The sequence below is a fragment of the Bacillus sp. M6-12 genome, from assembly GCF_002860285.1.
Taxonomy (GTDB): Bacteria; Bacillota; Bacilli; order Bacillales; family DSM-1321; genus Peribacillus.
Genome location: NZ_PGVF01000014.1, coordinates 165,882 through 192,206, shown reverse-complemented (window position 1 = coordinate 192,206; position 26,325 = coordinate 165,882). Strand labels below are relative to the sequence as shown.

The window sequence follows — 26,325 nt, the reverse complement described above, 5'->3', positions numbered from 1 at the left end:
CAACTCAGAACTCGAGGGCGATCTTCCATAGCTTTGCCTATGCCGGGCTTCCACCGCCCCCGGCTCGCTTCTCTGAATGGATAATTCCATTTGATATAGGCAGGATAAAGTATGTACTGTCCCTGTCATCGTTTTAAAAATATGAATGTTATATTATTAAAAGATTATATGCGAAAAATGCTCTGAACGTCAAGTCACGATCAAATGTGAAGTGCAGCAATTATCCAATGCCTGGGAGCACCATCAAACTTAATCCTGTTTTGAACTGTTCAATTCAGTTGCATCCAATTCATACTCGAGCAGATGATCCCAATCATCATTGTCCAATAAGTCCAGCTGTGCCTCAACCAGCATCTTAAAACGGGTCCGAAATACCTTGGATTGCTTTTTAAGTTCTTCGATATCAAGGGCTATTTTCCTCGCCTTTGAAAGGGATTCATTCACGATCCGGTCGGCATTTTTTTCTGCTTCTTTTACGATCAGCTTTGCTTCCTTATGGGCATTTCGCTTTACTTCTTCACCAGCTTCCTGGGCAATTACAATCGATTTATTCAGAGTTTCCTCAATGGTTGTAAAATGGCCCAGTTTTTCATGCATATCATTTAATTTTTCTTCAAGCTCTTTTTTCTCGCGAAGCAGCAATTCGTAATCTTTTATGACTTGGTCAAGAAATTCATTTACTTCATCCTCATCATATCCTCGGAATCCTTTGCTGAATTCCTTATTATGTATATCCAAAGGGGATAAAGGCATAAAGCACCTCCAAAAAAATTTAGAAAAGCGCGGAGCACCTGTCAAAAGGCACACCGGTTATGTACGCCGCGTTACTGTCTAACTCCTTGCCTGCCTGCGCGGCATCTGCTCCAGCACGTACAGATCTTTATTCAATTCATAAGAACTGCTGGATGCTTGTGCTAGACACCAGTACACATTGATATGTAATCATTTTTCTATATAATCTATAGTACGTTTCGACAGCCATTTTGTAAATCCTTCTATTTCTTCAATTATTTTTGCCGCCCCGCAGTAATTCGCCATTTATCCTTCTTTGTTTTTCCGTCTATCGACAAAATTTTGCACCGTCCAAAGCCCCGCACTGACAGGATATCACCTTCTCGGCATTCTTCAGAAGTATTCTCTTCCTCTTTAAAATTCACCTTGACCTTACCTGATATAATCAAAGCCTTTGTTTTTTCACGGGACAGATTTAAGAGGCTGGAAAGGACTACGTCTAATCTCATTGAACTGACAGTGGTGACGGTTTCCTCCCACTTTTCCTCTGCCTGAATTATTTTTTCAAGCGGCTTCTCCTTTAAGGCAACTGCTGACTTTCCGACTTTATTAAGATTGGCCAGCAAGTAATTTTCAATTTCCTTTGCTGCAACGATTTGGACGGAATCACCTGAAATCAGTACATCGCCGAATTTTTCACGTTTTAGCCCGAGTGACATCAGTGTTCCAAGAATCTGCCGATGCTCCATAGCAACAAATTTTTTCGGGTAAATGACTTCAAACAGAACGACCTGGTAATCTTCTTCTCCTGGAATGAAGTAATCCGGAAAGAGCATTGCCCTTTTTCGCTCAGTATGCTCCCCTCCTCCGAAGAACTCAATTTTGACTTCGGCATCATTCCCTGTGATGGACATAAGTATCTGCTGTTCCCTTGGATCGAGAAAATCCGTAAGCTTAGGGGCATACGAGTTTCTTACTTGTTCTTTTAAATTTTGGGCCTGGTCAATAAATTCTTTTTCCTCAGGCCGGAAATGCTGATAAATGCTCATCTCTTCCACTCCTCAATTGATAAGACAAAGGACCTTAATACCAGCTTTTTCTAAGGGGCCTTCGTTAAAGCAGAAAACTGCACGCTTTGCATGCATGAAGGACTGGTTACTCTTTGAATAGAATCAGATTGGCTTTTGCTGTCCAACAACGATATGTAAAAAAGTAAAACAAAAAGGGATCAAATTGACCCCTTAGATAATACTGTTTATTGTATCCATCTCTGGACCATGAAATAAAGTTCAAGCAGTCCTGAAGAGGCCAGCTGCAATACAAAGATCGCAACAATCGGCGAAATGTCAATCATTCCGATAGACGGAATGAACCGGCGAAAAACTTCCAAATAAGGCTCGCATATTTTCCCAAGAAATTGCCCGATTGCCGTTTCACGGGCATTTGGAAACCATGACATTAATATATAAGCGATTAATGCATAGGAGTATATTTTCATTAGTTTTAAAATAATCAGTACAACAGTGTACATTACTTATTTACCACCTCAATTCTTCATATTCATCATGTGAAAGGCCGGTAATATTTCCGGAAACATCAACGTTTTCCGGTGTGCACAGGAAAATATCTGTTCCGATTTTTTGAATATCACCGCTTATTGCATACACAGTTCCGCTTAGGAAATCTACGATTCTTTTCGCCTGGTCATGTTCGATCCTCTGCAGATTAACGACAACAGCCCTTCGGTTTCTTAAATGATCTGCAACATCCTGTGCCTCTGAATAAACTCTCGGTTCAAGCAGTACGACCTTTGATGACTTCTGGACACTCTGCAGGCTGACAACATTTTGCAGCGGCTGCTGCGCCTGCCTGGAAGCTGTTTTGAGTGGCTTTTGGTCCGGTACCTGTTCATCTTCGACAATTTCTTTATATTCATATTCATCATCAAGTGCAAAAAATGATTTAATCTTTGATATTACTGTCATTATGGCACCTCCTTAAGAATCTTCGCCCACTAATGCGGTTCCTATTCGAATTAATGTAGCTCCCTCTTCAATGGCTATGGTAAAATCATTGCTCATTCCCATTGAAAGCTCCCTGCAAGGTGCATTCTTTAGTCCTGCAGCCTGAATGTCAAGCTGAAGCTGTTTTAGCTTTCGGAAGACGGAGCGGATAATTCCTTCCTCTTCTGTCAGGGGAGCCATGGTCATCAGTCCCTCAATGATAATTTTGTCAAAGCCGCTTAGCTGTTTGATAAAATTCAAGGCTTCATCAGGAGAGATTCCATGTTTTGATTCTTCTCCAGATGCATTGACCTGGACAAAGCATTTAACCGGAGCTTGAGCACGCTTTTGGATTTCCTCCGCCAGAGACAGACGGTCCAGGGAATGAATGTAGTCAGCTATTCCCATGATATTTTTCACCTTCCGTGTCTGCAAGGAACCAATGTAGTGCCACACTGGCTTGTCCCCCAGGTGTTCATACTTTGCCAATAGCCCCTCATCGCGGTTTTCGCCAAGATCAGTTATGCCTGCTTCCAATGCTTCAGCAGCACGTTCAGTTGAAACGTATTTTGTAACTGCCACGATCGTAACATCTTCGGGATTTCGCCCGCATCTTTTACATGCTTCCTCTATCTTTTTCTTGATGTTGTTTAAATTGTCTGTAACCTTCACTTCTGTACTAATCCTCCTTCCAGCCAATAAAGCTCATCATGCGACCCGTTATCCCGGAATCTCTCCGATGTGAAAAAAACATATCGCTATCGCAGCTGGTACAAAACCTGGATACTTGTATTTGGCCAGGAGGAACACCTGCTTTTTGCAGGATCAATTCATTCAATCTTTTTAAATCGAGCTGATATTGTCCCTCACTGATTCGATTATAGGGTTTTTCGTCCATTTCTTCCAGTCTATTTTCGACAAATTGTATGACTCTGTCATCAACAATATAGCAATCCGTACAAATAGAGGGGCCGATTACAGCATGGATATCACGAGCAGCTACCCCCTCAGCCTGCCATTTCTCGATCATTTCTGCAGCTATACCATTAACCGTACCCTTCCAGCCAGCATGCGCAACTCCGATATGGCGGCTGGAGGATGAATAAAAATAAAGCGGAACACAGTCAGCGAAGCAAAGGGTTAACAGGATGCCCGGCTCTTCTGTATACAATCCATCAGTTGCTTTTAGGCTTGAAGAATAGTCAGCCGATCCCTTTCCGATATCTTGAGAGTTAACTTTTACTGTCCTTACTTCATGTGTCTGTTCAGCGCCTATCCAGCAGTTAAGCGGGAAGGAAAGATTATCTCCGACAATTTCGCGGTTGGCAATCACATCTTCTAGCTTATCATTTACATGAAAACCCAAGTTTAAGCTTTCAAAATTCCCAGAGCCATGCCCGCCGTTTTTTGTCGTAAAACCTGCAATTAACATTGGGTTGGCTTCCATCCAAGATTCTATGAATAAATATTGTTTTGTTCCCGGTTTGAAAGGTTCGTTCATAATTCCGCCTCATAGTTTTTTCTATTAGTGTAACATACTATCCTTTGAAAACGCTTCTTATAAGTAGCAATTAGCCAGTAATTTCCCCGTATTGCTTTCCCTGTATATAAAGTATAAAACCACTGCTGCTGTATTCCCGGTATAAATAAGCATTGTAGCTCACTGTTTATTTTCAATGGTTGTCAATAAACCTGCCGACTGGTCAACTAAAATTACATCTGCACCAATTTTCCGTATCTTTCTCCATGGAATAATAACATCCTCTTCCTTGCCAAAAAAGCCTAACACTTTCCCGCCATTGGAAACAACGATCGCTTCAATAGTGCCGTTTGCAACATTGATAACCAGGTCTGAAATACTTCCCAAGATTTTTCCGTCAGAAATACTTACCACTTCTTTTATCTGAAATTCTGAAATTTTCACCATGTTTACCAGCTCCCGAAGCATCATTTTACTTAAACTATATGCTTACAGTGAGCTATCAATGAAAGGTTTCCATTTTTACTGCAATACATGATAAACTCGTGTCTCAAGTCAGAGTAAGACGGCTTAGTAATCAGCTGCAGCCTCTCTTTGGTGAGCTGCATCAAATGAAATTAATCTTGCTTCTTTGATAAAGAGGTCCCCAAACTTTCTATTATCCCAAGCAAAAACCCCTGCCATTTTTGTCAGGGGTCCATACTTTACAATTTATGTGTTGTTATTAAACCTAACGTTAGTTTTATTACTGCTGAATATTTTTGTTCATTTGACGGATTGCTGCTTTTTCAAGCCGGGAAACCTGTGCCTGTGAAATCCCGATTTCTTCAGCAACTTCCATTTGCGTTTTGCCCTGGAAAAACCGTTTGCGAAGAATCAGCTTTTCCCTTTCATTCAGCCTTCTCATGCCTTCTTTTAATGCAATTTCATCAATCCATTGGCTGTCCTTATTTTTTTCATCGCTGAGCTGATCCATTACATAGATCGGGTCACCACCATCATTATAGATCGGCTCGAATAAAGACACAGGATCTTGGATAGCATCAAGGGCAAAAACAATGTCCTCATGAGGGACTTCAAGCACTTTGGCTATCTCTATTGCTGTTGGTTCACGAGAGGTCTCGCTCATTAGCCTCTCTTTTACCTGCAGCGCCTTGTAGGCAATGTCCCGCAATGATCGGGATACACGGATCGGATTATTATCGCGTAAGTATCTTCTGATTTCACCGATAATCATTGGTACTGCGTACGTAGAAAACTTGACATTCTGTCCTAGATCAAAATTATCAATGGATTTCATTAATCCAATACAGCCGACCTGAAACAGGTCATCGACAAATTCACCACGGTTGTTAAATCGCTGGATCACGCTTAATACAAGCCTGAGGTTTCCGTTTACCAATTTTTCTCTTGCTGAAATATCGCCTTCTTGCATTTCCTTAAAAAGCTTTCTCATTTCATCGTTTTTCAAAACTGGCAACTTCGAAGTGTCAACACCACAGATTTCAACTTTATTTCGTGACAATCTATTCCCTCCTCACAGGAGCTGCTGTTCAAAAAACAGTATCTCCGCGGAAGGAAAAAATATGCATCTGCTGCCATGACGCTGTCCCCTAAAAAGGGGATCCAGGCAGCCGGAATATTGATAATCCTAGGATTTTTTTACGAAAAATAATTTTTGTTGTCCACCTCCATCCCTAGTCCCGGCTCACAGGAAAAGGAACAGTGCAGAAACTATACGCCGTACAAAAATTGCGTCAGCTTTGTGAGAATGCGGGTCAGGAAAGCTTTGCATCAGTACTAGGCTGCAAATGGGGTTAACCTGCAGCACTGGCGCACTTAGCTGTCCTCCCTCCATCCGGTCGCATCCGCCTTTCTCAAACCATTTTATTAAATTCCTTGCGTAGCCTTTTGATAATTCGCTTTTCCAGCCTGGATATATAGGATTGGGAGATGCCAAGCATGTCTGCAACATCCTTTTGCGTTTTTTCCTCCCCGCCGATAAGCCCAAAGCGAAGCTCCATGATTTGCTTTTCCCGGTCAGAGAGCTGATGAAGTGCCTTTGTTAACAGCTTTCGGTCAACATTAGCTTCAAGATCCTTTGTAATGATATCCTCTTCCGTTCCCAAAACGTCAGAGAGAAGAAGTTCATTGCCATCCCAGTCAATATTCAATGGTTCATCAAAGGAAACCTCTGATCTGATTTTATTATTTCTTCTCAAATACATCAGGATTTCGTTTTCAATACAGCGGGAAGCATATGTAGCAAGCTTTATTTTCTTTTCAGGGTTAAATGTATTCACCGCTTTGATTAAACCGATCGTACCAATGCTGATTAAATCTTCAATATTTATGCCGGTATTCTCAAACTTTCTCGCTATATATACGACAAGCCGGAGATTTCTTTCAATAAGGATTGCACGGGCTGCTTCATCTCCGCCGGGGAGCTTATTGATCAGCAATTCTTCCTCTTCTTTGCTTAGCGGAGGCGGGAGAGCTTCACTTCCCCCAATATAAAATATTTCATCAGCCTTCAGTCCGAATTTATATAAAAGCTTATACCAGTAGTAAGTGAGGCGGAGGATAAATTTTTTCAAGGTGGTTCTCCCTTCTATTTTTGTTAATTGTTGAGTATAGATTTAATAACACTTAAGATGCAGACTGAATATTGGTGCCGGTAAGCATTTTCGGATGGACGATTGCCTGGTAGGCATTATCGGGTGAAAGCTGCTGTCTTGTAAACGAAACCAGTGCCCTGGATGCATCAGCCACACCGTTTTCTTGAGAAATAAAGATTGAGTCAGCTTTAAATGCGGCAAGAAGTCCATTGTCATTACCAACTACCTTGCATGGAATCATTCGGAGCCGATCATCCCATTCAACATCTACCGGTCCATCCCCTGACAGGAAAGCATCTACATCATCAATCATCGCTAATACACTTTCCGGCAATTCCTCCTCAATCCCCTTTATTGATAAAATCATCACAGGGGAACGGGAAATTGGATCATACAGCTGGTTTCCGCTGTCGACAAGCCCGGTAACTTTCCAATCACAGTTTTTCAGTTTAATAGCAACTGTAACCAATTGATCAAAGGCAATTGAAGCCATTTCAATATTATCGATGCTGCGCTTTGAAAAATACCAGGCTGCCGGGAATCCAAGCACCACAAATATCCAGCTTGCCGAATCACCAAATCCAGCCGTTCTGTGAGTAAAGCCTGAACTAAGGGCAGTGGGATTAAATTGAAAAAAATAATGCAGCCCAAGGAGTACACCGCCAGATAGGAATGTGATGAAATATAATAAAAGCAGACTCTTTAAAAATAATTGAAACCTGACAAAGCCAAAAACTGCTATTATCATAAATACGGAAAAAAGCAGCTTCACAAGAAGATGGCCGGTCAGCCATTGATATGGCGTAAATGCTAAAAGGATAATCAGCGAACCAATAAATCCCCCAAACATAATGCGCCAGACCTTTACCCTTCTTTTCAAAAGAATGGCCGTCCAATAAAGAAGGAGGCAATCAAAGCCCCAATTTAAGAGCCATATTACGTCCAAATAAAGCGTCAATCATTCCCCTCCTTGCAACACTCAACCTGTTAACACGAAAAGCGCAAGTGCCTTTCAGTTGGGATCGTCGGCCAGCACGCCTTCAAACGTTCAAAAACCACTATTGATTTCGGAAAAGATGCCGGGCTAGCCAGACTTCTATACATGTTAAAAGGAATTGATTCTTTTCTTTAAAAAAGTATAGCGTACCTGCCCGCTTAAAGTGTGTCACTTTTTGGCATGAAAATATAAGAGTTTTTCAGACTTTTTTGCTTATTTTGTAGAATGATAATTAGAAATATGAAAACTGCAAAAGGCATCCAGCTTAAAGAGTCCCTGCATACACTAAGAATGCTGGCTCGCACATCCGGCATCCTATTCCTGATGCCGATCAAAACCCCCAAAAAACAATCTTGAGTTTTTACTCCCAGCCTTTGCATGAAAATAAGCATAAAAAGTTAGTAGATGCTTACACAATAAAGACGGGGGTGAGCAAAGCTAAACGACTAAGTGACTTTAACATTTTATTTGATTAACTTTTCTTATGCCCAATTGGCACAGCTTCGCCCTCCGACCCTTTTCCACAAAAAAAACCTTGCCCGCGGGCAAGGTTTTTGTATAGCTTATTAACGTCTTCTGTTGCGGTTGCGAAGGAATGTAGGGATATCCAGTGCTTCCTCAGCATTATTAACATTCCGAACCGGTTCATTTACTGGCTCTTCCCGCTTTGTTTCCCTTTTGGCAGGTGCGGGAGCAGCAGGTCTTGACTGCTGTCCGAATGAAGGCCTAGATTGGCGCACTGGTGCTTCTGTTTCACTGAATCCTGTTGCAATTACAGTTACTACGATTTCATCCTTTAATGCTTCATTGATCACGGAACCGAAAATCATATTTACATCCTGATCAGAAGCGGAGGCAACGATATCTGCAGCTTCCTGGACTTCAAATAGGCTAAGGTTTGTGCCGCCGGTAATGTTCATAAGTACACCTTGTGCCCCATCAATTGATGTTTCAAGAAGCGGAGAAGATACAGCTTTTTTGGCTGCTTCAGCAGCACGGTTTTCTCCAGAGGCAATCCCTATTCCCATTAGCGCGGATCCTTTATTGGACATGATTGTTTTGACATCTGCAAAGTCAAGGTTAATGAGACCTGGTGTCGCAATCAGGTCAGAAATACCCTGTACCCCTTGGCGCAGTACATTATCGGCTTCCCGGAATGCCTCAAGCATTGGAGTGCTTTTATCGACGATTTCCAGGATTCGGTCATTCGGGATAACAATGAGAGTATCAACCGCTTCCTTCAATGCGGAAATTCCGCCTTGAGCCTGCGTAGCCCGCTTGCGGCCTTCAAAGGTAAATGGCCGGGTAACGACCCCTACTGTCAATGCTCCCAGATCCCTGGCAATCTGGGCAATAACTGGAGCAGCTCCTGTACCAGTTCCGCCGCCCATTCCAGCAGTTACGAAAACCATATCGGCTCCGCGCAATGCTTCCTCTAGCTGTTCTTTACTTTCTTCAGCAGCCTTTTTTCCGACTTCCGGATTTGCACCCGCTCCAAGTCCGCGTGTAAGTTTGCCGCCAATCTGCATTTTAATTTCAGCCTTTGATAGATTAAGCGCTTGGGCGTCTGTATTGACAGAGATATATTCTACCCCTTGTACCCCGTGCTCTATCATTCGGTTCACGGCATTGTTTCCGCCGCCGCCGACGCCGATTACCTTAATCGTAGCTAATTGATCTAAATTAGAATCAAACTCTAACATGATAATCCTCCTAATTTGACGATATTCCCTTTTATGTTCCGTTTATTCAAAAAAATAGCCCAATATCTTTTTAAATTTAGAATCGCCCTTTTCAACCGGTTTCTGCTCTGTTCTTTCCTTCGGCTTTTGAGGCTGTTTTTGGATATTTAGATCATTTCGCTCAGCAGCAGCCGCTACAGCTCCAGAATGCGATGTGCCTCCAGCCTGCATTCTTGCTTTTTTGCAGGCATGCTTGATCAGGCCAACCGCTGTTGTATACTGCGGTTCACGGACACCGATATAATTCGGCTCTGCCGTACGGACACGGTTCTGGAACACATAGCCGGCAAGCTCAAGGACTCCCGGCATTTTAACTACACCGCCAGTCAATACAAATCCTCCTGGTACATCTGAATAGCCAAGCCGGCTTAATTCATCCTGTACAAGATCAAAAATCTCAGTCATCCTTGCTTCTACTATTTCAGAAATCATCAGCTGGTTGCATGGCTGCACCTGGTCGCTTCCAATAATCGGAATATTGAACACTTCATCTTCCGAAGCGTCATCATAGAAGGCATGTCCATGCTTAATTTTTATTTTTTCTGCATCTTCCGTGGTGGTGCGGAGCACAATGGATAAATCCTTTGTAATAGTCTCCCCGCCGATTGGAATGACGGAAGTATGTTTCAAGTGTCCATGCTCAAATATGGCAAGAGTGGTAGAGCCGCCCCCGATATCAACCATTGCCACACCCAGTTCTTTTTCATCCCTCGACAATACCAGGGAACCTGCAGCGAGGGGCTGCAATGCGATATCAGTAATTTCAAGGCCGGCACGTTCTACACATCTTAGCGTATTATGTAATAATGACCGTAATGCAGTGATAAGTATGCCGCGCATTTCAAGTCTGACACCGATCATTCCGCGTGGGTCACTAATTTCATCAAGCTCGTCCACCTTATAATAAATCGGAAGAACATCGACGATTTCCCTGTCAGCAGGTATTGTGAGAAGCTCTGCTGCTTCCCTTACCCTAATTACATCATGTTCTGTAATTTCTTTATTATCGCTTGATACAGCTACCACACCATGACAGGGCTGCAGCATTATATGATTGCCGCTGATACCAACAACCACTTTTTTAATGTCCATGCCTATCATTCTTTCAGCTTGTTCAACTGCTCTCTGAATTGAATGAACGGTCTCATCTATATCAACGATTGACCCCTTTTTTAATCCATCTGACTTAACGTTGCCAACCCCGATAATATTTAAAGTGTCATTGACCATTTCACCAATGATTACTTTTACACTGGATGTACCGATGTCAAGACTTACGTAAATTTCGCTGTTGTTCATTCCATGGCACCTCCTTCAACACTTTTAATAGAATAAATGAAAGTTATATTTTTTAAGAACCTTTAATATAGAATAGTATAACAGCATTCATATTACTATAGAAAACTATTCGTCATGCATATCTTTTTCCCTCTATAACCCGTTAACTTTTTTCGGTTTTTTTAAAATTCCGGGAATTTCCTGATAAAAGGATTCTGCGGATAACCGCAATATTTTGAAATAAGCGGACGCCAAAGGCAAAGATTGCAGCTAAATACAAGTCTACACCAAGATGTACGCCCAGAAAAGCTAAACTTGCAGCCAAAATTATATTAAAAAAGAAACCTGATACGAATACTTTCTCATCATAAATATTTTGAAGATGTGCCCTGATTCCCCCAAACAAAGTATCTAAAGCAGCCAGCACTGCGATTGAGAGATAGTTTGAGTATTCTGCAGGGATCTTCAAGTCAGTCAGAAGTCCAAGGAGGACGCCTATTAATAGGCCAAAAACCGGCAGCCACATTATGTGTTTCCTCCCTTTTCGCTCATTAAAGCGGGCTCCATATGTCTGATTCGGATTAATTCCTTATATGCCGGAATAGTGACCAAACCTGGCTGGCTAGAAATATCAACTTCAAGGTTATCGATGAAAAATTCTTCTATCGATTCTGAAACCTTCAAGCGGTCCCTTAGCTTAGCAGCATCCTCAGCGATAACTTTAATTTCAATTGGATACTCAGTAAGCGGGTATCCGTCAATCTTTGTCTCACCATTGATGTCACGAATGACTGTCGTGTTAATTACTCTTTGCCCATTCACCGAAATATGCTCGGCATCATACATATTCAGTTCATTAATTAATCGCTTAAGAAGTTCCGGCGATAGATTATTAACCTTTTCACCCAGGACAATCGCTTCTGGCACAGGACTGATTGTAAGTACTATTCCAGGGCCTTTTACTTCGGTTAAACCCGCTTCCTGCTTAAGCTCTTCTAACGTTTCTTTAAGCACCTGTCCTTTTGAGGAAGTTAGTTCAGTTTTATATCCCGCAATGTTTTCCTCAATGCTCCGGATTTCTTTTACTAGTTTGGATTGAGACTGCAGCTCATTTAGGAGATCTCCCCTTATTTCCCAAGTGTCGCGGGTATCACGAATTTCCGGTTCCTGGATCGTCTGAAATTGGATTGCAAGCATAAACCCAAGAATCGTCGCGACTATAGTAAATCCAAATCCCTTTCTACGATTCACGGATTCCACCAATCTTTCTATAAGAAAAGCGCAAGCGCCCTGACATAAGGAACGTCGACTAAGGTCTGGCATGTCCTCACAAAGCTGACGCGTTGTTTCGTGCGATGTATCGCTGCCGCAGTGTTCCCTGTCCTAATGCGTCTGTGCCTGGCTGCTTGTGCTAGACATCAGTATAAATTAAAAAAATCTATACTGTCTTTCTGTAAAAATAAATCGTGTTAGCTGCCCAAAACAGGCTCGAGGATGACTTTATCCTTTTTCTCAATCGTAAAAATAATGTTCTCATTAACCAGCTGATCCTTAACACCTCCCGCAAGGTTCAAAGAGGATTCAAGGACATCTGCATCACCAATTGCTGTAAAAACGAAAGGTGCGGGATGCTGCTGCCCGTCTACCGTTATCACTGGACCGTTGCAGACAATATACGAATTTTGGTTGATCCTTTGCCCATTGACTGCAACAGCAGCTGCACCGGAAATGTACAATTCATTGATCACCTTAAAAACATGGCGTTCGTGAACGAGATATTGGTTAATATTATCGTTATTATTCTCGGTCATTCCGTCTGAAAGAGTAACCTCCACTCCTTCTCCTTTAACCTTGATTTTCCCAAGAAACATTCGGTATTTTTCAGCGTCTTCAGCCAGGTTGAAATACACATTCGCCTCATTGGCCAGTTTCTTTTCAATCGACGTCAGCTCGCCCTGCTTTTCAATTAGTTCGGCTTGAAGATCTCTTGTTTTCTCTTCTTCTTTTATTAATTTATTGCGCAGCTGAAACTCCCTATCCCAGCTTTTATCTTTATAATCAGGCTTTGCCCGTTCCTTGTTCGTCAGATTATAAGAAAATGCAATCATGAACCCAAGCACCAGGGCAACGAGCGAAAGGATGACATGATTACCTTTCACTTTCATCAGAATCAGTTTCCTTTCCTTTATCTGTTTGCTGCCCTTCTGTTTCATAAGACTTGAAAAAAGTCGCCACCTCTAAGTCAATTACTCCCTTGACTCCCGGCTGAAGCTGGCTGATTATCGATGGGTAGTGGACAAGCTTTTCAGCAAGCGTCCGAGAATTTGCACTAACTTCATATCCATCATTCATAAACAGGGTTATATGGTATGTATCTGTTTTTTTAGGAGTGTGATGAATCTCAGATATTGAGTTCGTAATTTCCTGAGGAAGATTCTCCAGTTCTTCAAGAAGCTGGTTGAGTGCATTTCCTTTTTTAAAATCAATCAGAACAGGAGCATGAACAGGTATCTCCTGTTTTTTCAAGGGATCCAGTATCTCTCCATTTTCAAGTATAGGATAAAACCTGCCATCATTTGAAAGATAGGCAATCCTGTCATGTTCTCCAACAGTAATCAGCACTGTACTTGGAAGCTTAATGGAAACGCTGGCGCTTTTAATTTCCGGATATTGTTTAATTTGTCCTGCACTTTCTTTGGTGCCGGCCTTCCAAATGCTGCCGCCCTCTGTCAGTCCGCTTAACTGGATGATTTTACTTGAAGAGATATATCTGTTTCCTTGCACTTTTATATAGCGAATTTCGCTTAATGGCGAGATAAAATATATAACACAGGCAATAAGAATAAAAAACATAGAAAGCAGCATAATTAAGCGCCTGTTTGCCTTCTTTTTTCTTAATTCTTTCAGCTTAGGGATTCGATCTTCAATGGAAACAATTTTCCCGCTTTCCATCCCTGCTCACCTCTTCCAACAATACAAATAAGTATGTTAAAGCCCGCTGGACGGGCTTTAACGGGATTTTATTATACCACAGTAATTGGAAGTGCAGATGAACGTATTTTAATTATTTAACGGTCTTCCGATTATTTCCACTTCTGTTTCCATTTCAAGCGTGTTTTTATCATAGACGGTGTCCTTGACATGCTGGATAAGAGCAAGGACATCTTCAGCCTTCGCACCGCCAGCATTAACTATAAAATTCCCGTGCATCTCTGAGATCTTTGCACCGCCTATGGAATGTCCTTTTAAGCCGGCATCCTCTATCAGCTGCCCTGCATACTTTGGCAGCGGGTTTCTGAAAATGCTTCCTGCGCATGGAAGGTTGTATGGCTGTGTTTCCTTCCGATAATTTTTATTGTTTTGCATCCGCTCAACAATTTCTTCGCGATTTCCTTTTTCCAATGAAAAAATCGCTTCAAGGACGATTCCCGGCTTTTTCTTCTGAAGAACCGATGTACGATAGGAAAATTCCATCTCTTCATTGGAAAGCCATGAAATTGAACCATCATCAAATAGTACACGTGCTAATTTAAGGATTTTTGATATATCAGAGCCATGGGCACCGGCATTCATATACACAGACCCGCCAACTGATCCGGGAATTCCGCTCGCAAATTCGAGTCCGGCAAGGCCCTGCCTGCTGATCTGCATGGACAGGCTCACGAGGGAGACACCGCCTCCTGACCTTACTTCGGTCCCTTCAACAGTATAGTTATCAAGTCCTTTACCAAGTTTAATGACAGCACCCTCGATGCCAAGATCGGATACCAACAAGTTGGATCCCCTCCCGATTGCACGCCAGTTAAGCTTGTATTCTTTAATTACTTTTATGATTTTTTCAAGGCTTTCCATTGATTCGGGTTCAATGAAAATATCAGCGGGTCCGCCGATTTTTATGGTTGTATGGTTGGCCAGCGGTTCATTTTCCAGTATACGGCCGACATCTAATGATTTTAATTTTTCAATTGCTTCTTTCATCTTAAACCTCCCTGGATGGGCATTGTATGTGATATTTCCAGTATATGCTCCGCGGCCCAATCAGTTCTTTTTAGAAATTTCTTTCATAGCTTCAAAAAGGCGGTTTGCAGCATCCGGAATCCCCAGCTCAGCAGCGGATGCTTTCATTGATTCTGTTTTTTCTTTATCCATAATTATGGAATCGATGGCTGCTATCAGCTTTTTCCCCGTCAATTCACTTTCCAGCAGTATCTCGGCAGCTCCGTTGTCACTTAGTGATCGGGCGTTCTTTTCCTGGTGGTTATTGGTAACATAGGGGCTAGGAATAAGAATACTAGGTATTCCTAATACAGTCAGCTCGGCTAAAGTCGTAGCTCCAGCCCTTGCAACAGTTAAATCAACACCTGCAAGAATTTCAGGCATATTATGAACAAAGGGCTTAATATGAACATTTGCAGGGCTGCCAATTAAATTGATTTCCTTTGCGACCTGTTCATAATGAACTTCACCCGTAATATACAGCACCTGATAAGGCCGCTCACCTAATTCCGCCATCACCTTAAGAACGGCCTCATTGATCGGCCTCGCTCCCCTGCTTCCGCCGAAAATGAGGACAGCTGGCTTTGAAGGATCCATGCCAATAGATTTTAATCCGTTCTTTCCCTTATGGTGAAGCACCTCTGAAGCACGGGGATTACCAGTCAGTATAGTCTTTTCCTCTGGAAAATAAGCCCTTGCCTCATCAAAACAGACTGCAATTTTATTGACAAACCGGCTTAAAAATTTGTTCGTCAGACCCGGTACACTATTTTGCTCATGGATTATTGAAGGAATTCCCAGCTTTGCGGCAGCATATACGACTGGCCCGCAAACATATCCCCCAGTCCCAATTACTGCATCCGGCTTAAATTCACGCAGCATTTTTTTGCTGTCCTGAACACCTTTTAAAAATCTGTATACGGTTTTTATATTGTCCAATGAAACCTTCCGTTTAAATCCTGTAATATGTATCGAGCGGAACGGAATATTCTCCCTGGTCACGATTTCCTTTTCGAGCCCGTTTTCAGTGCCAATATATAAAAATGTGCTTGTTTTATCGCTTTCCTGAATTTCACGAATTAATGCTAATGCGGGATATATATGTCCCCCTGTACCTCCGCCACTGACAACAATCCTCATCAACGTCACCCCAAAAAAAAATTAAAAGCGCAAGCCCCCGTTTAAAAAGAAAAGTGCAGCTGCGTTCTTCTTAACCAATACCGGGGCAGAGCTGCTTGGCTGGACAAATTCTTATTTTAAAAAAGTAATATTCACTTTATCCATGGAAAGCACTTAGACGCTTTACCCTCTTATACTATATTCTAAACAAGGGACCAATGCCAACCATAACATAGCAAAACCGTGCTAAACACCCATAAAAATCTTCCATAAAAAAACCTTGCCGGGAAAAACTCACGGCAAGGTTTTTTGACTTTTTTCAGCCAGATTTAAAAACGCTGCTGAAAACTCCGCATATGGCACGTATCTGGACAGCACAGTTGAAAACAGCTCATAGTTCCCTCTGAAAAGCTTTAAAGCCTTGCATATCTGCTAATATTCAGCAGGACACCGATGGCCATCAGCATGAGCGTTAAGGATGAACCTCCATAGCTGAGGAACGGCAAGGTTATCCCGGTTACCGGCATAAGGCCAGTAACAACACCGATATTGATCATCACCTGGATCGCAACCATCGAAATAATGCCTACAGCCAGGAAACTCCCGTACAGGTCAGGTGCCCCAAGAGCGATCCTGATTCCTCTCCAGAGAAGCAAGCCAAAAAGCAGTATGACAAATGTTCCGCCAATGAACCCGAGTTCCTCCAGCAATATTGCAAAAATAAAGTCAGTCTGCGGTTCAGGCAGGTAGAAAAATTTTTGACGGCTTTGTCCCAGACCGAGGCCAAATAATCCGCCAGGTCCAATCGCATATAGTGATTGAATGATTTGAAAGCCGCTGCCAAGAGGATCCTGCCACGGATCCAAAAAAGAAGTGATACGTTTCATCCGGTAAGGGGCCGAAAGTACTAAACCTACGAATCCGGCGACTCCTAAAAGCCCAAGAAAAGCAAAATGGCTGACCCTGGCTCCTGAAATAAAAATCATAGCGATACACGTTCCCACCATTACCGTGCCTGTACCCAAATCCGGCTGGAGCATAATCATTGCGAACGCTAAGAATACGAGTGATAACGATGGGACCAGACCTTTTTTGAAGGACGTAATCAGCTTTTGCCTGTCGGAAAGATATTTTGCCAAAAAGGCTATCATTGCAAGCTTCATAAATTCTGACGGCTGTATGGAAAAGGCTCCGACGCCAATCCAGCTTCGCGAACCGTTCCGTTCCATACCGATACCGGGAACCAAAACGAGTACAAGCAAAACAAAACAGGCTATTACTAAAACCTTTGCATATGTCCGCCATGTCCAGTAATCGACATTCATAATGAAAAACATCGCTATTACGCCGGCTCCCGCAAACAGAAGCTGCCTTTTCGCAAAGAAAAAGGAATCCTCAAATTTATAGGTCGCCCAAATCGCACTGGCACTATAAACCATTATCAAACCGACTGCAAGGAGACTTAACGTAACAATAATCAGAATAAAATCAGGATTGGATTTTTTAATCGGCACAGGAATACACACCTCTTACAAAGGAATGACATGAACAAGCTCTTATCCTAGCTTATGCACGGCATTTATAAACATGTCTCCTCTTACCTCAAAAGTTTTGTATTGATCCCAGCTCGCACAGGCAGGAGAAAGCAGTATTATATCGCCCTCAGTGGATAATGCATAAGCTGCAGGTACAGCTTCCTCCACATTATCGACACGTTTTATCACCTGTATTCCCGCCTCCCTGGCAACGCGCTCAATTTTTTCAGCTGTCTGTCCAAAACTGATTAACCCCTTTACGTTTGACAGATATGGCTTTAGCTCATCAAATTCGTTGCCCCTGTCAAGACCTCCGGCCAGTAAAATGACAGGATCATTAAAGGATTGAAGCGCTTTTGATGCAGCTAAAATATTTGTAGCTTTTGAATCATTGTAAAACTTCCGTCCTTCAACTGTTGCAATATACTGAGTACGGTGTTTTACGCCATGGAATGTCGCAAGTACTTGCTGGATGGCTTCATTTGATACTCCCTTAAGTTTGGAAGCAGCAACAGCCGCCAATATATTCTCCAGGTTATGCCTACCTGGAAGAGCAATCTCCGACACTTTTACAATACGCTCATTTTGAAAAACTACATACCCTTCCTCTACATACGCTCCATTTCCGCAAACTGCGGAAGAGGAGAATGGCACGCCAATTGCCCTTGAATTAGCTGCTATTTCGGCAATTATTTCCTGATCCATGTTATATATAAAATAATCCTCTTCTGTCTGGTTTTTCGTAATAGCCGCTTTTGCCTCTGTGTACTCCTGCTTTGAATTATGATAATCAAGGTGGGCGTCATAAAGATTCGTCAGAATGGCAATTTCCGGTTTGAAATCTTCAATGCCCATCAGCTGAAATGATGACAGCTCTATAACGATAGTGTTATTTGGTTCCGCTTCTTCTGCCACACCTGAAGCAACTGTACCGATATTTCCCGCTATCAGAGGAAGTTTCCCGCCTTCTTTTAGCATTTCATATATCAAGGTGGTGGTTGTTGTCTTCCCATTTGTACCAGTGATGCCGACAAACGGCGCTTCACTTATCTGTGAGGCCAGTTCAACCTCTGTAATCACCGGTATGCCCATTTCAATGGCACCGCTAATAAGAGGATTGCGGTATGGAATCCCAGGATTTTTAACAATCAGTTCGAAGCCTTCATCAAGCAGTTCAATCGGATGGCTGCCGCAAATAACCTTAATTCCCTGCTCCAGCAGACTCTGGGCTTCCGGATTTTCCGAGAGCGGCTTCATATCATTCACCGTCACGAACGCTCCCAGCTTATGCAGAAGCGAAGCCGCGGTAACTCCGCTCTTCGCCAATCCCAATACTAATACTTTTTTTCTTAAATATTTTTGTGTTTCCTTCACGTTATATCCACACCTCTAAATAGATTCCGAGAACCGCCAGCAGCAATCCCACGGACCAGAATGTAACTACTACTCTCCATTCGGACCAGCCTACCAATTCATAATGATGATGCAGAGGGCTCATTTTAAATATTCTCTTGCCAGTCGTCTTAAAAGATGCAACCTGCAAAATAACCGAAAGCGTCTCGATTACAAATACTCCGCCAATAATGACAAGAAGGAGCTCAAGCTTTGTCAGTAAAGCAACTGTAGCCAGTGCTCCTCCTAGCGCAAGCGACCCGGTATCACCCATAAAAACCTTTGCAGGATGGGCATTAAACACCAAAAAGCCCAACAGCGCTCCTGTTACCGCTACGGAAAATACTGCCACATCGTACTGCGACTGGTTCCAGGCGAGAACAGCATATGCTCCAAAAGCAATAGCAGCTGTACCAGATACAAGCCCGTCCAACCCGTCAGTTAAGTTAACTGCATTCGAAAATCCAACAAGCCAGAATATGATGATAAAAATATAAAACCAGCCAACATTTATAGAAAAATCTGTCCCCGGTATTGTTATTACCGGCACAAATTTGTCGCTGCGAGCGTAAATCAAATAAAAAATAACTGAAATGATAATTTGCCCCAGCATCTTTTGCCGGGAAGTCAAACCAAGATTCCGCTTCATAACTACCTTGATAAAATCATCCATAAACCCGAGCAAACCAAACCCTAAAGTTACAAAAAGCAATAAGTATGTTCTGACCGACGGCTCGGAATATTTAAATGTCATGATTAAGGTAGCTGCGGTAATGCCTATCATTATCATTACGCCGCCCATAGTCGGTGTTCCGGATTTCTTTTGATGCGATTTAGGCCCTTCTTCACGAATGCTCTGGCCGAATTTCAGCCTTCTTAAAAACGGTATAATAATTGGGGAGAGAAGAACTGTAATCAAAAAACCCAATATCATTGTATAAAAAATCACTTGCTCCAACATGTTCTACTCCCTCATTCCTTGCTCGTTAAAATTGTCCGATATCTGTTGTTTCATGTTTTTCATCCATTTCATGATATGTTCGTGTTGTTTTTTTCAGAATGTGATTTTGGTAATTTATTTATTTCCACTTTGGTAAATCGCTTCTTTGGCGACTTTTCTATCATCAAAATCATGGACATCTCCACCGATTATCTGATATGTTTCATGGCCCTTGCCGGCAATCAGGATCACATCGCCCGCTTCTGCCATGGAAACCGCATGATAAATGGCATCCTTCCGGTCAACAATTATTTCATAATTTTTTCCTTTCACGCCCTCTTCCATGTCCCTTAAGATCTGGTTTGGATCTTCACTTCTGGGATTATCGGAAGAAAAGATTGCGCGGGTAGCATACTCACATGCGATTTGTGCCATCAGCGGGCGTTTTGTCTTGTCACGATCACCGCCGCAGCCGACTATAACAAAAACATTCCCCTCAGCAAACTCTCGAATTGTCTTCAAAGCATTTTCAAGACTGTCCGGTGTGTGGGAGTAATCTACAATTACAGAAAAATCCTGTCCGGCGTTTACTAATTCAAAACGCCCGGGTACCCCTTTTACTGCCTCCAGGGAAGCAATGATCTGCTTAAGCTCAAGCCCTGAACAAAGCGCTGCTCCAATAGCAGCCAATACATTGTATACACTGAATTTCCCTGTCAGATGTAGTTTAACCGGGAAATTCCCCATTGGAGATACCAGCAGCAATTCAGTACCTGCCGCGGTAATTTTTATTTCCCTGGCCATAAGATCTGCTTCATTATCAATCCCGTATGTAAGGACATGGGCCGCTGTATATTTTATAAAATCATTAGTGGCCTTATCATCAGCATTGAGGACAGCAAACTTCGGACGGTTTTCGATATACGCATTCCCCAGCTGGGAGAAAAATAATGATTTTGCATGCTTATATCTTTCCATTGTTTCATGGAAGTCTAAATGGTCCTGTGTCAGGTTTGTAAAGACTGCAACGTCATAATCACAGCCGTGTACCCTTCCAAGCTCGAGGGCATGTGATGAAACTTCCATCACAGCAGTATCAACCTGTTCACGATTCATTTCTGCAAATATTTTTTGCAGTGTTAAGCTGTCGGGTGTAGTATTTTTTGTTTCATGGACTGTGTCCCCAATTTTTGTATACATGGTTCCGATCAAGCCCGTACGCCGGCTGGCGTCCTTGCATATTTTTTCTATAAGATGGCTTGTCGTTGTTTTCCCATTTGTTCCGGTAATCCCAATCAAGTGGACTTTTTGGGTTGGATGCTGATAAAATGCATCTGCCAGTACGCTCATTGCCCTCTGGGTATCCCGAACAATGATAACAGGGATATCGAGGTCAAGCTCCCTTTCAGACAGCACAGCTGCTGCTCCTTTTTCTGCAGCTGAAAAGGCAAAATCGTGCCCATCAACTGTGTAGCCTTTAATACAAATAAATAAACTTCCTTCTTTCACTTTCCGGTTATCATTTTCTATCGAAATTATTTCTGGATTCTCTCCTTCAAAACTCGAAAAATCATGTAAATAGGAAAGCAATGTGTGCAGCTTCATGTTTTCATTCCTCTCAACCTTAGCCTTGAAGCATAATATTATATTTTATTTTATTGATATTGTCGAATGAACCAATCATAAAGTTGTCATTCGCAAACAAAGCGGCTGTTAATTGTGCTCAGCCGCTTTCGTTCATTTTATATTTTATACTTATTCATTGCTTTCGCCAAGATAAATCCTTATTGTTGATCCTTCTTTTACTTTTACTCCTGCCTCTGGCGCCTGCTTTACTATCTTTTCTCCCTGTCCGGCAATATCCATTTTCAAATAAAGCATTTGGGTCTGAAGGTCCTTCTTGCTCATGCCAACTAAATCTGGCACCTCTACCATTACCGGGTCATTCCACGCTTTCTTCTTTTCTATTTGTTCCTTCCTAGGTTCAACCTTTAAAGCACGCAGTGCATCCTCCATTATATTACCAACAATTGGCGCTGCAACCACACCCCCGAATTGGGATGTGCCTTTAGGATTATCCACGGCTATATAAATTACTAATTCCGGTTTATCCGCAGGTGCTATGCCGATAAAAGAAACGATATGGTTATTTTCCAAATAGCGCCCATTTTGAGCCTTCTGGGCTGTCCCTGTCTTACCTCCGACCCGATAACCTTCCACAAAAGCACCCTTCCCGGTTCCTTGGGCAACGACTGATTCCAGTGCCTCACGCACCTGTTTGGACGTTTCCTCAGATATGACCTTTCGTTTTGCTTCAGGTGTTTTCTGCATAACCACTTTACCTGTATTCGGATCAACTAGTTCTTTAGCAATATAAGGGGTATAAAGTGTTCCTCCATTTACGGCCGCCGATACTGCCGCTACCTGTTGGATCGGGGTTACTGAAACTCCTTGTCCAAATGCAGTTGTTGCATGCTCGACAGGTCCGACTCTGTTCATATTGAACATAATACCCTTTGCTTCACCTTGAAGATCAATTCCGGTTTTCTCTCCAAAACCAAAGTTGCGGATATAACTGAACAGCTTATCCTTTCCAAGACGATTTCCAAGCTCCACGAATCCTGGGTTGCAGGAATTTTGCACTACTTCCAGGAAGCTTTGAGACCCGTGCCCACCCCTTTTCCAGCATCGCAGCCTCGCTCCGCCAACCTTTACATACCCTGGATCATGAAAATGGTCCTGCTTCAGGTTTACTTTATTCTCTTCCAGGGCTGCAGCCAGAGTAATGATTTTAAATGTTGATCCCGGCTCGTAAGAACTCCATACAGGTAGATTCCGGTTATAAATCTCCGGTGCAACATTTTTAAAATTAGCCGGATCAAAGGATGGCCGGCTAGACATTGCCAGTACCTCTCCATTATTTGGGTTCATTGCAATAGCAATAATGCCGTCTGGATTATATGTGGTCTCAGCTTGATCCAGCTCTCTTTCAATAATGGTCTGTACCTTGCTGTCGATTGTAAGTTTCAGATCGAGGCCATTCTCTGCCGGTTTATAGTCATCCGCCATGTTTTTCATTCTTCGGCCTTTTGCATCTGCATAAAACTGGACATAGCCCTTTTCTCCGCTGAGCTCTTTATCATACGAAAGCTCGATGCCCATTAACCCTTGATTGTCTATTCCGGCAAAGCCCAATACATGAGACAAATAGGATCCAAATGGGTAGTGGCGTTTGGAATCCTCAGCGATATAGACTCCCTTTAAACCCAAGGCCCTTACTTCCTTAGCTTTTTCATGCGATATCTTTCTCCCCTCTGGGATCTTTACCGAGCTTTCAGACTTTGTAATCAATTTCAATGCTTTTTCCTGGGACATTTTTAGTACCGAGGCAAGTTTGGCGGCTGTGTCCTCCGCGTTCTCTACTTGCCTGGGAATAACATAAACAGTAGGAGCTGACACATTAGTCGCAAGCGCCACACCATTCCGGTCCAGAATCTCTCCCCTTTTAGGCTCAAAAGGGATATCTCTGCTCCACAATTCCTTTGCCTGGCCTGTCAGCTTGTTTCCTAAAAAAAATTGGACATAACCAAGCCTTACATCGATAATCAAAAAAATCAGCAATCCGATCGTCAGGGCAATTAGTAATCTTTTTCTCACCGTTACATTTGAAACCCGCAAGAAATACACCTCCCGTTACCTGCTCACCACAATATATGCTTGTACATACGAGGTTAGACCTGGACCGTCTAGAGACAAGGAGGCCGTCTGTTGCAGGACCGTAAAAGTTATCCTTTTGGCTTAAGAAAAATCAGAGAAAGATTATCGCTTCATCAAAATGATAACAAAGCTACTTTAATTCTCCGGATGCAATATAAGCCCAGATGCAGCGGCATCCGGGCCTTATGATGTGGCGGTTAATCGTGAAGCTCCGCCTCCTTATTTGTTTCTTTCTTATTTTTCATTTCCTGAATTTCTTTCGGAGTTTGGAGTTCAACTATACAGTATTCCCCTTCTTTGATGGTAGTGCCAGGTTTAAGATTTTGTTTAGTGACATAGCCGCTTCCGGAGGTATTTAAATCCAGTTGTGCAATGCTTGCAACCTTCATTACGTCACGCAGCGACCACCCTGTCATATTTGGGGCTGTCAGTTCTCCGTCTGTCCGCAGGATGATTTTTTCTCCTTCGAGAAGTACGCTTCCCGATTTTGGAGATTGATCTGAAATTGTATTTCCTTTCCCCATGACGATAGCCTTGTAGCCCTTTTCACTCAACAGCTTCACAGATTCTGCTGCAGACTTGCCAGTCAAATCTTCTATCTTAACAGATTCTCGCTCATTGAGGTTTGCCGGCTTAATATTTAAATACTGAAGGCTGTTTTGCATTACAGGGTTAAAAATCTCTGAAAGCGGATCAGCCCCAACTTTCGTTGCACCTAGACTGGGCTGTTTTACGGCTACATACATAACTAAAGTCGGATTATCCTTCGGTGCCATTCCCAGGAATGAAAACATATAGTTTTCCTTTGATCCTTTAATGTATTTCCCATCAGGACCGACAATTTCCGCTGTACCCGTCTTGCCGGCTACTTCATATCCTTCTAATTTGTACTTTTTCCCTGTTCCATGCTCTCCAGTAATAACGGTTCCAAGATAGTCTCGGACCTTTTTTGCTGTTTCAGCAGAAATCGGCTGTCCTGAAACCTTTGGTTCAGTTTTTCGTACCGTTTTCCCAGTCGCAGAATCTGTAATTTCTTTTATTACATAAGGGCGTTTCATCTGGCCATTACTCGCTAGAGCTGTTGCGGCCTGAATCTGCTGGATAGGCGTAATAGCAGAACCCTGTCCAAACGCAGTATTTACCTTTTCAACCTTGTATTTATAAACAAGTTTTCCGCCGACCTCATTTGGCAGGTCAATCCCGGTTGGTTTATCAAAACCAAACTTCTTTAAATATTCTTCAAATCTTTCCGCACCGATATGCTCCATTGCGATGGTAGCAAAAGCTACGTTGGAAGACCGCTGCAGCCCCTCTAAGAAGGTAATTCTTTTGCCCCTCGGAATCCCGCTATGGTCACTTGGACTCCTTCCGCCCGGTACTTTATAGGTACCGGTCACGTATGTTGCATTCGGAGCAAACTTACCTTCCTCAACAGCCGCAGCCAGCGTGAAGGCTTTCATCGTAGAGCCCGGCTCATAGTTATCCTCAATGGCCAGGTTCATCCATGTTGCTTCAAGGCCTTCCCGGGTTTTTGGATGAAAACTCGGGCGCTGTCCCATTGCCAAAATCTCACCAGTCTTTGGATTGGCAACAATAGCAACCATTTGCTTCGGTTTATATTTTGCCTGAACCTTATTCATCGAATCTTCCATAAAGGTTTGGATTTTTTTATCGATTGTCAATTTTACATTGTTGCCATTCTTCGGCGGCTGAACCTTTTCTTTTGAGTTAGGCAGCAGCAATCCCCACGCATCGCTATCAAATTTCATATAGCCGTCGGTTTCCATTAACTCGCTGTTTTCAAATCGTTCAATCCCAAGCTTTCCAACTGTTTCTGTCTGCTTGGTTTCTTCATTATAATTTTTCTCGACATATCCGATTAAATGAGAAGCAAAAACCCCGTTTGGATAAAAGCGTTTCGTATCCCTGATAAACGAAATTCCGGGAAGGTCCAGTTTTTCAATTTCTCTTTTTACTTGATGTGAAATATCTCGTCCGGCACTGCCAAATTCGACCTGAACCCTATCTTTAGTGAGCCTGCTGTAAATCTCATCCTCATCCATTTCGAGATATTTAGCAAGTTTTTTGGCTGTCTTTTCAGGATCTTTAACATAATCGGGTTTCATTTTTTTATCAAGAACCGCAAATAGAGTATAGGAGGAAGTGTCTTCGGCGATTATTTCACCATTTGTATCGAGTATGCTTCCTCTATTCGCCTCCAGTACACGCTGTTTTAAATATTTTACTTCCGCTTTAGCTGCCAGGACTTCTCCGCCAGCTTTTCCTGTTATCTGAATATAGGCTATTTTTCCTATTAATAAAAAAAAGAGCATGCTGAAAATCATAAATAACAGCACTGCTCCCCTGTTCATATTCCTTTGCTTTAATTGCATTATTCTTGCACTACCTTCACATTATTTTCATTTAACATGAGGCCAAGTTCAGCAGCTTTTTTCCAAATTCTTTCATATGTATTTAATTCGCTTACCTGGACTTCCAAATCATTATTTACTTTAACCTGTTCGTCAATTGAGCTTTCCATTTTCTGAATATCCTTATTGGTGTCGTAAATGGCTGACTGGTTGGAAACAATTTTCACTCCTGCTGCGGCGATCAGTAGGGTTAACAAGAGCAATAAGGCCATTTCTCCAAAAGATATCTTTGCTTTGTGTACGATTACGGTTTGGACGGAGTGACTGGGTTGTTCAGACCGCCATTCTTCTTGAAATTTTTTTGCATAATTGCTCACACTGTTACCTCCTGATCAATTCTTTTT

General features: G+C 42.5%; 25 protein-coding genes. All 25 read right to left on the bottom strand.

The window, feature by feature from the left end:
• Window positions 1-249: 249 nt before the first annotated feature.
• Entirely contained in the window at window positions 250-753 is a 504-nt protein-coding gene (locus tag CVD28_RS16125; protein WP_101593657.1) for a DivIVA domain-containing protein, read from the bottom strand.
• Window positions 754-1,007: 254 nt separating this feature from the next.
• Window positions 1,008-1,781 carry a YlmH family RNA-binding protein gene (locus tag CVD28_RS16120; protein ID WP_101593655.1) on the bottom strand — a complete coding sequence of 258 codons (774 nt, stop codon included), beginning with the start codon at window positions 1,779-1,781 and terminating at the stop codon, window positions 1,008-1,010.
• Between the two features lie 206 nt (window positions 1,782-1,987).
• Window positions 1,988-2,263 (bottom strand): YggT family protein, encoded by a 276-nt coding sequence (locus CVD28_RS16115; RefSeq protein ID WP_101593653.1) that lies wholly within the window; start codon window positions 2,261-2,263, stop codon window positions 1,988-1,990.
• 7 nt (window positions 2,264-2,270) lie between these two features.
• Window positions 2,271-2,717, bottom strand: a complete 447-nt coding sequence (locus tag CVD28_RS16110; protein ID WP_101593650.1) for a cell division protein SepF — start codon at window positions 2,715-2,717, stop codon at window positions 2,271-2,273.
• A gap of 12 nt (window positions 2,718-2,729) precedes the next feature.
• Window positions 2,730-3,407, bottom strand: coding sequence for a YggS family pyridoxal phosphate-dependent enzyme (locus CVD28_RS16105; RefSeq protein ID WP_101593647.1), 678 nt, complete (start codon window positions 3,405-3,407; stop codon window positions 2,730-2,732).
• A gap of 7 nt (window positions 3,408-3,414) precedes the next feature.
• On the bottom strand, window positions 3,415-4,236 hold the full coding sequence (gene pgeF, locus CVD28_RS16100; protein WP_101593645.1) for a peptidoglycan editing factor PgeF: 822 nt from the start codon (window positions 4,234-4,236) through the stop codon (window positions 3,415-3,417).
• 159 nt (window positions 4,237-4,395) lie between these two features.
• Window positions 4,396-4,662, bottom strand: coding sequence for a YlmC/YmxH family sporulation protein (locus CVD28_RS16095; RefSeq protein ID WP_101593642.1), 267 nt, complete (start codon window positions 4,660-4,662; stop codon window positions 4,396-4,398).
• A 298-nt stretch (window positions 4,663-4,960) separates the two neighbouring features.
• Window positions 4,961-5,740 carry an RNA polymerase sporulation sigma factor SigG gene (gene sigG / locus CVD28_RS16090; protein ID WP_101593639.1) on the bottom strand — a complete coding sequence of 260 codons (780 nt, stop codon included), beginning with the start codon at window positions 5,738-5,740 and terminating at the stop codon, window positions 4,961-4,963.
• A 352-nt stretch (window positions 5,741-6,092) separates the two neighbouring features.
• A complete protein-coding gene (sigE, locus tag CVD28_RS16085) occupies window positions 6,093-6,812 on the bottom strand; it encodes an RNA polymerase sporulation sigma factor SigE (RefSeq protein ID WP_101593637.1) in 720 nt (239 codons plus the stop codon).
• Between the two features lie 52 nt (window positions 6,813-6,864).
• A complete protein-coding gene (spoIIGA, locus tag CVD28_RS16080; protein WP_101593635.1) occupies window positions 6,865-7,791 on the bottom strand; it encodes a sigma-E processing peptidase SpoIIGA in 927 nt (308 codons plus the stop codon).
• 605 nt (window positions 7,792-8,396) lie between these two features.
• Window positions 8,397-9,533 carry a cell division protein FtsZ gene (ftsZ, locus tag CVD28_RS16075; protein ID WP_101593632.1) on the bottom strand — a complete coding sequence of 379 codons (1,137 nt, stop codon included), beginning with the start codon at window positions 9,531-9,533 and terminating at the stop codon, window positions 8,397-8,399.
• 42 nt (window positions 9,534-9,575) lie between these two features.
• On the bottom strand, window positions 9,576-10,871 hold the full coding sequence (gene ftsA, locus CVD28_RS16070) for a cell division protein FtsA (protein WP_101593629.1): 1,296 nt from the start codon (window positions 10,869-10,871) through the stop codon (window positions 9,576-9,578).
• 142 nt (window positions 10,872-11,013) lie between these two features.
• Window positions 11,014-11,376, bottom strand: coding sequence for a small basic family protein (locus tag CVD28_RS16065; protein WP_101593624.1), 363 nt, complete (start codon window positions 11,374-11,376; stop codon window positions 11,014-11,016).
• A complete protein-coding gene (locus CVD28_RS16060; RefSeq protein ID WP_101593621.1) occupies window positions 11,376-12,101 on the bottom strand; it encodes a DUF881 domain-containing protein in 726 nt (241 codons plus the stop codon). The genes CVD28_RS16065 and CVD28_RS16060 overlap by 1 nt, the downstream gene beginning before the upstream one ends.
• 218 nt (window positions 12,102-12,319) lie before the next feature.
• Complete coding sequence (locus tag CVD28_RS16055) at window positions 12,320-13,015, bottom strand: DUF881 domain-containing protein (RefSeq protein WP_257985889.1); 696 nt, start codon at window positions 13,013-13,015, stop codon at window positions 12,320-12,322.
• Window positions 12,999-13,802 carry a cell division protein FtsQ/DivIB gene (locus CVD28_RS16050; RefSeq protein WP_101593616.1) on the bottom strand — a complete coding sequence of 268 codons (804 nt, stop codon included), beginning with the start codon at window positions 13,800-13,802 and terminating at the stop codon, window positions 12,999-13,001. The genes CVD28_RS16055 and CVD28_RS16050 overlap by 17 nt, the downstream gene beginning before the upstream one ends.
• 108 nt (window positions 13,803-13,910) lie before the next feature.
• The gene (murB, locus tag CVD28_RS16045) at window positions 13,911-14,828 is read right to left on the bottom strand and encodes a UDP-N-acetylmuramate dehydrogenase (protein WP_101593613.1); all 918 of its coding nucleotides are present in this window, start codon (window positions 14,826-14,828) and stop codon (window positions 13,911-13,913) included.
• Window positions 14,829-14,888: 60 nt separating this feature from the next.
• Window positions 14,889-15,986: an undecaprenyldiphospho-muramoylpentapeptide beta-N-acetylglucosaminyltransferase gene (murG, locus tag CVD28_RS16040; protein WP_101593610.1), complete on the bottom strand. Its 1,098-nt coding sequence runs from the start codon at window positions 15,984-15,986 to the stop codon at window positions 14,889-14,891.
• Window positions 15,987-16,378: 392 nt separating this feature from the next.
• A complete protein-coding gene (gene spoVE, locus CVD28_RS16035; protein ID WP_101593608.1) occupies window positions 16,379-17,479 on the bottom strand; it encodes a stage V sporulation protein E in 1,101 nt (366 codons plus the stop codon).
• Window positions 17,480-17,521: 42 nt separating this feature from the next.
• Complete coding sequence (gene murD, locus CVD28_RS16030) at window positions 17,522-18,874, bottom strand: UDP-N-acetylmuramoyl-L-alanine--D-glutamate ligase (RefSeq protein WP_101593606.1); 1,353 nt, start codon at window positions 18,872-18,874, stop codon at window positions 17,522-17,524.
• A gap of 1 nt (window position 18,875) precedes the next feature.
• Window positions 18,876-19,853: a phospho-N-acetylmuramoyl-pentapeptide-transferase gene (gene mraY, locus CVD28_RS16025; protein WP_101593603.1), complete on the bottom strand. Its 978-nt coding sequence runs from the start codon at window positions 19,851-19,853 to the stop codon at window positions 18,876-18,878.
• Window positions 19,854-19,967: 114 nt separating this feature from the next.
• Complete coding sequence (locus CVD28_RS16020; RefSeq protein WP_101593601.1) at window positions 19,968-21,437, bottom strand: UDP-N-acetylmuramoyl-L-alanyl-D-glutamate--2,6-diaminopimelate ligase; 1,470 nt, start codon at window positions 21,435-21,437, stop codon at window positions 19,968-19,970.
• 150 nt (window positions 21,438-21,587) lie between these two features.
• A complete protein-coding gene (locus CVD28_RS16015) occupies window positions 21,588-23,510 on the bottom strand; it encodes a stage V sporulation protein D (protein WP_101593598.1) in 1,923 nt (640 codons plus the stop codon).
• A 236-nt stretch (window positions 23,511-23,746) separates the two neighbouring features.
• On the bottom strand, window positions 23,747-25,942 hold the full coding sequence (locus tag CVD28_RS16010; protein WP_101593595.1) for a penicillin-binding protein: 2,196 nt from the start codon (window positions 25,940-25,942) through the stop codon (window positions 23,747-23,749).
• Window positions 25,942-26,298 carry a cell division protein FtsL gene (gene ftsL / locus CVD28_RS16005; RefSeq protein WP_180954191.1) on the bottom strand — a complete coding sequence of 119 codons (357 nt, stop codon included), beginning with the start codon at window positions 26,296-26,298 and terminating at the stop codon, window positions 25,942-25,944. The genes CVD28_RS16010 and ftsL overlap by 1 nt, the downstream gene beginning before the upstream one ends.
• Window positions 26,299-26,325 lie beyond the last annotated feature (27 nt).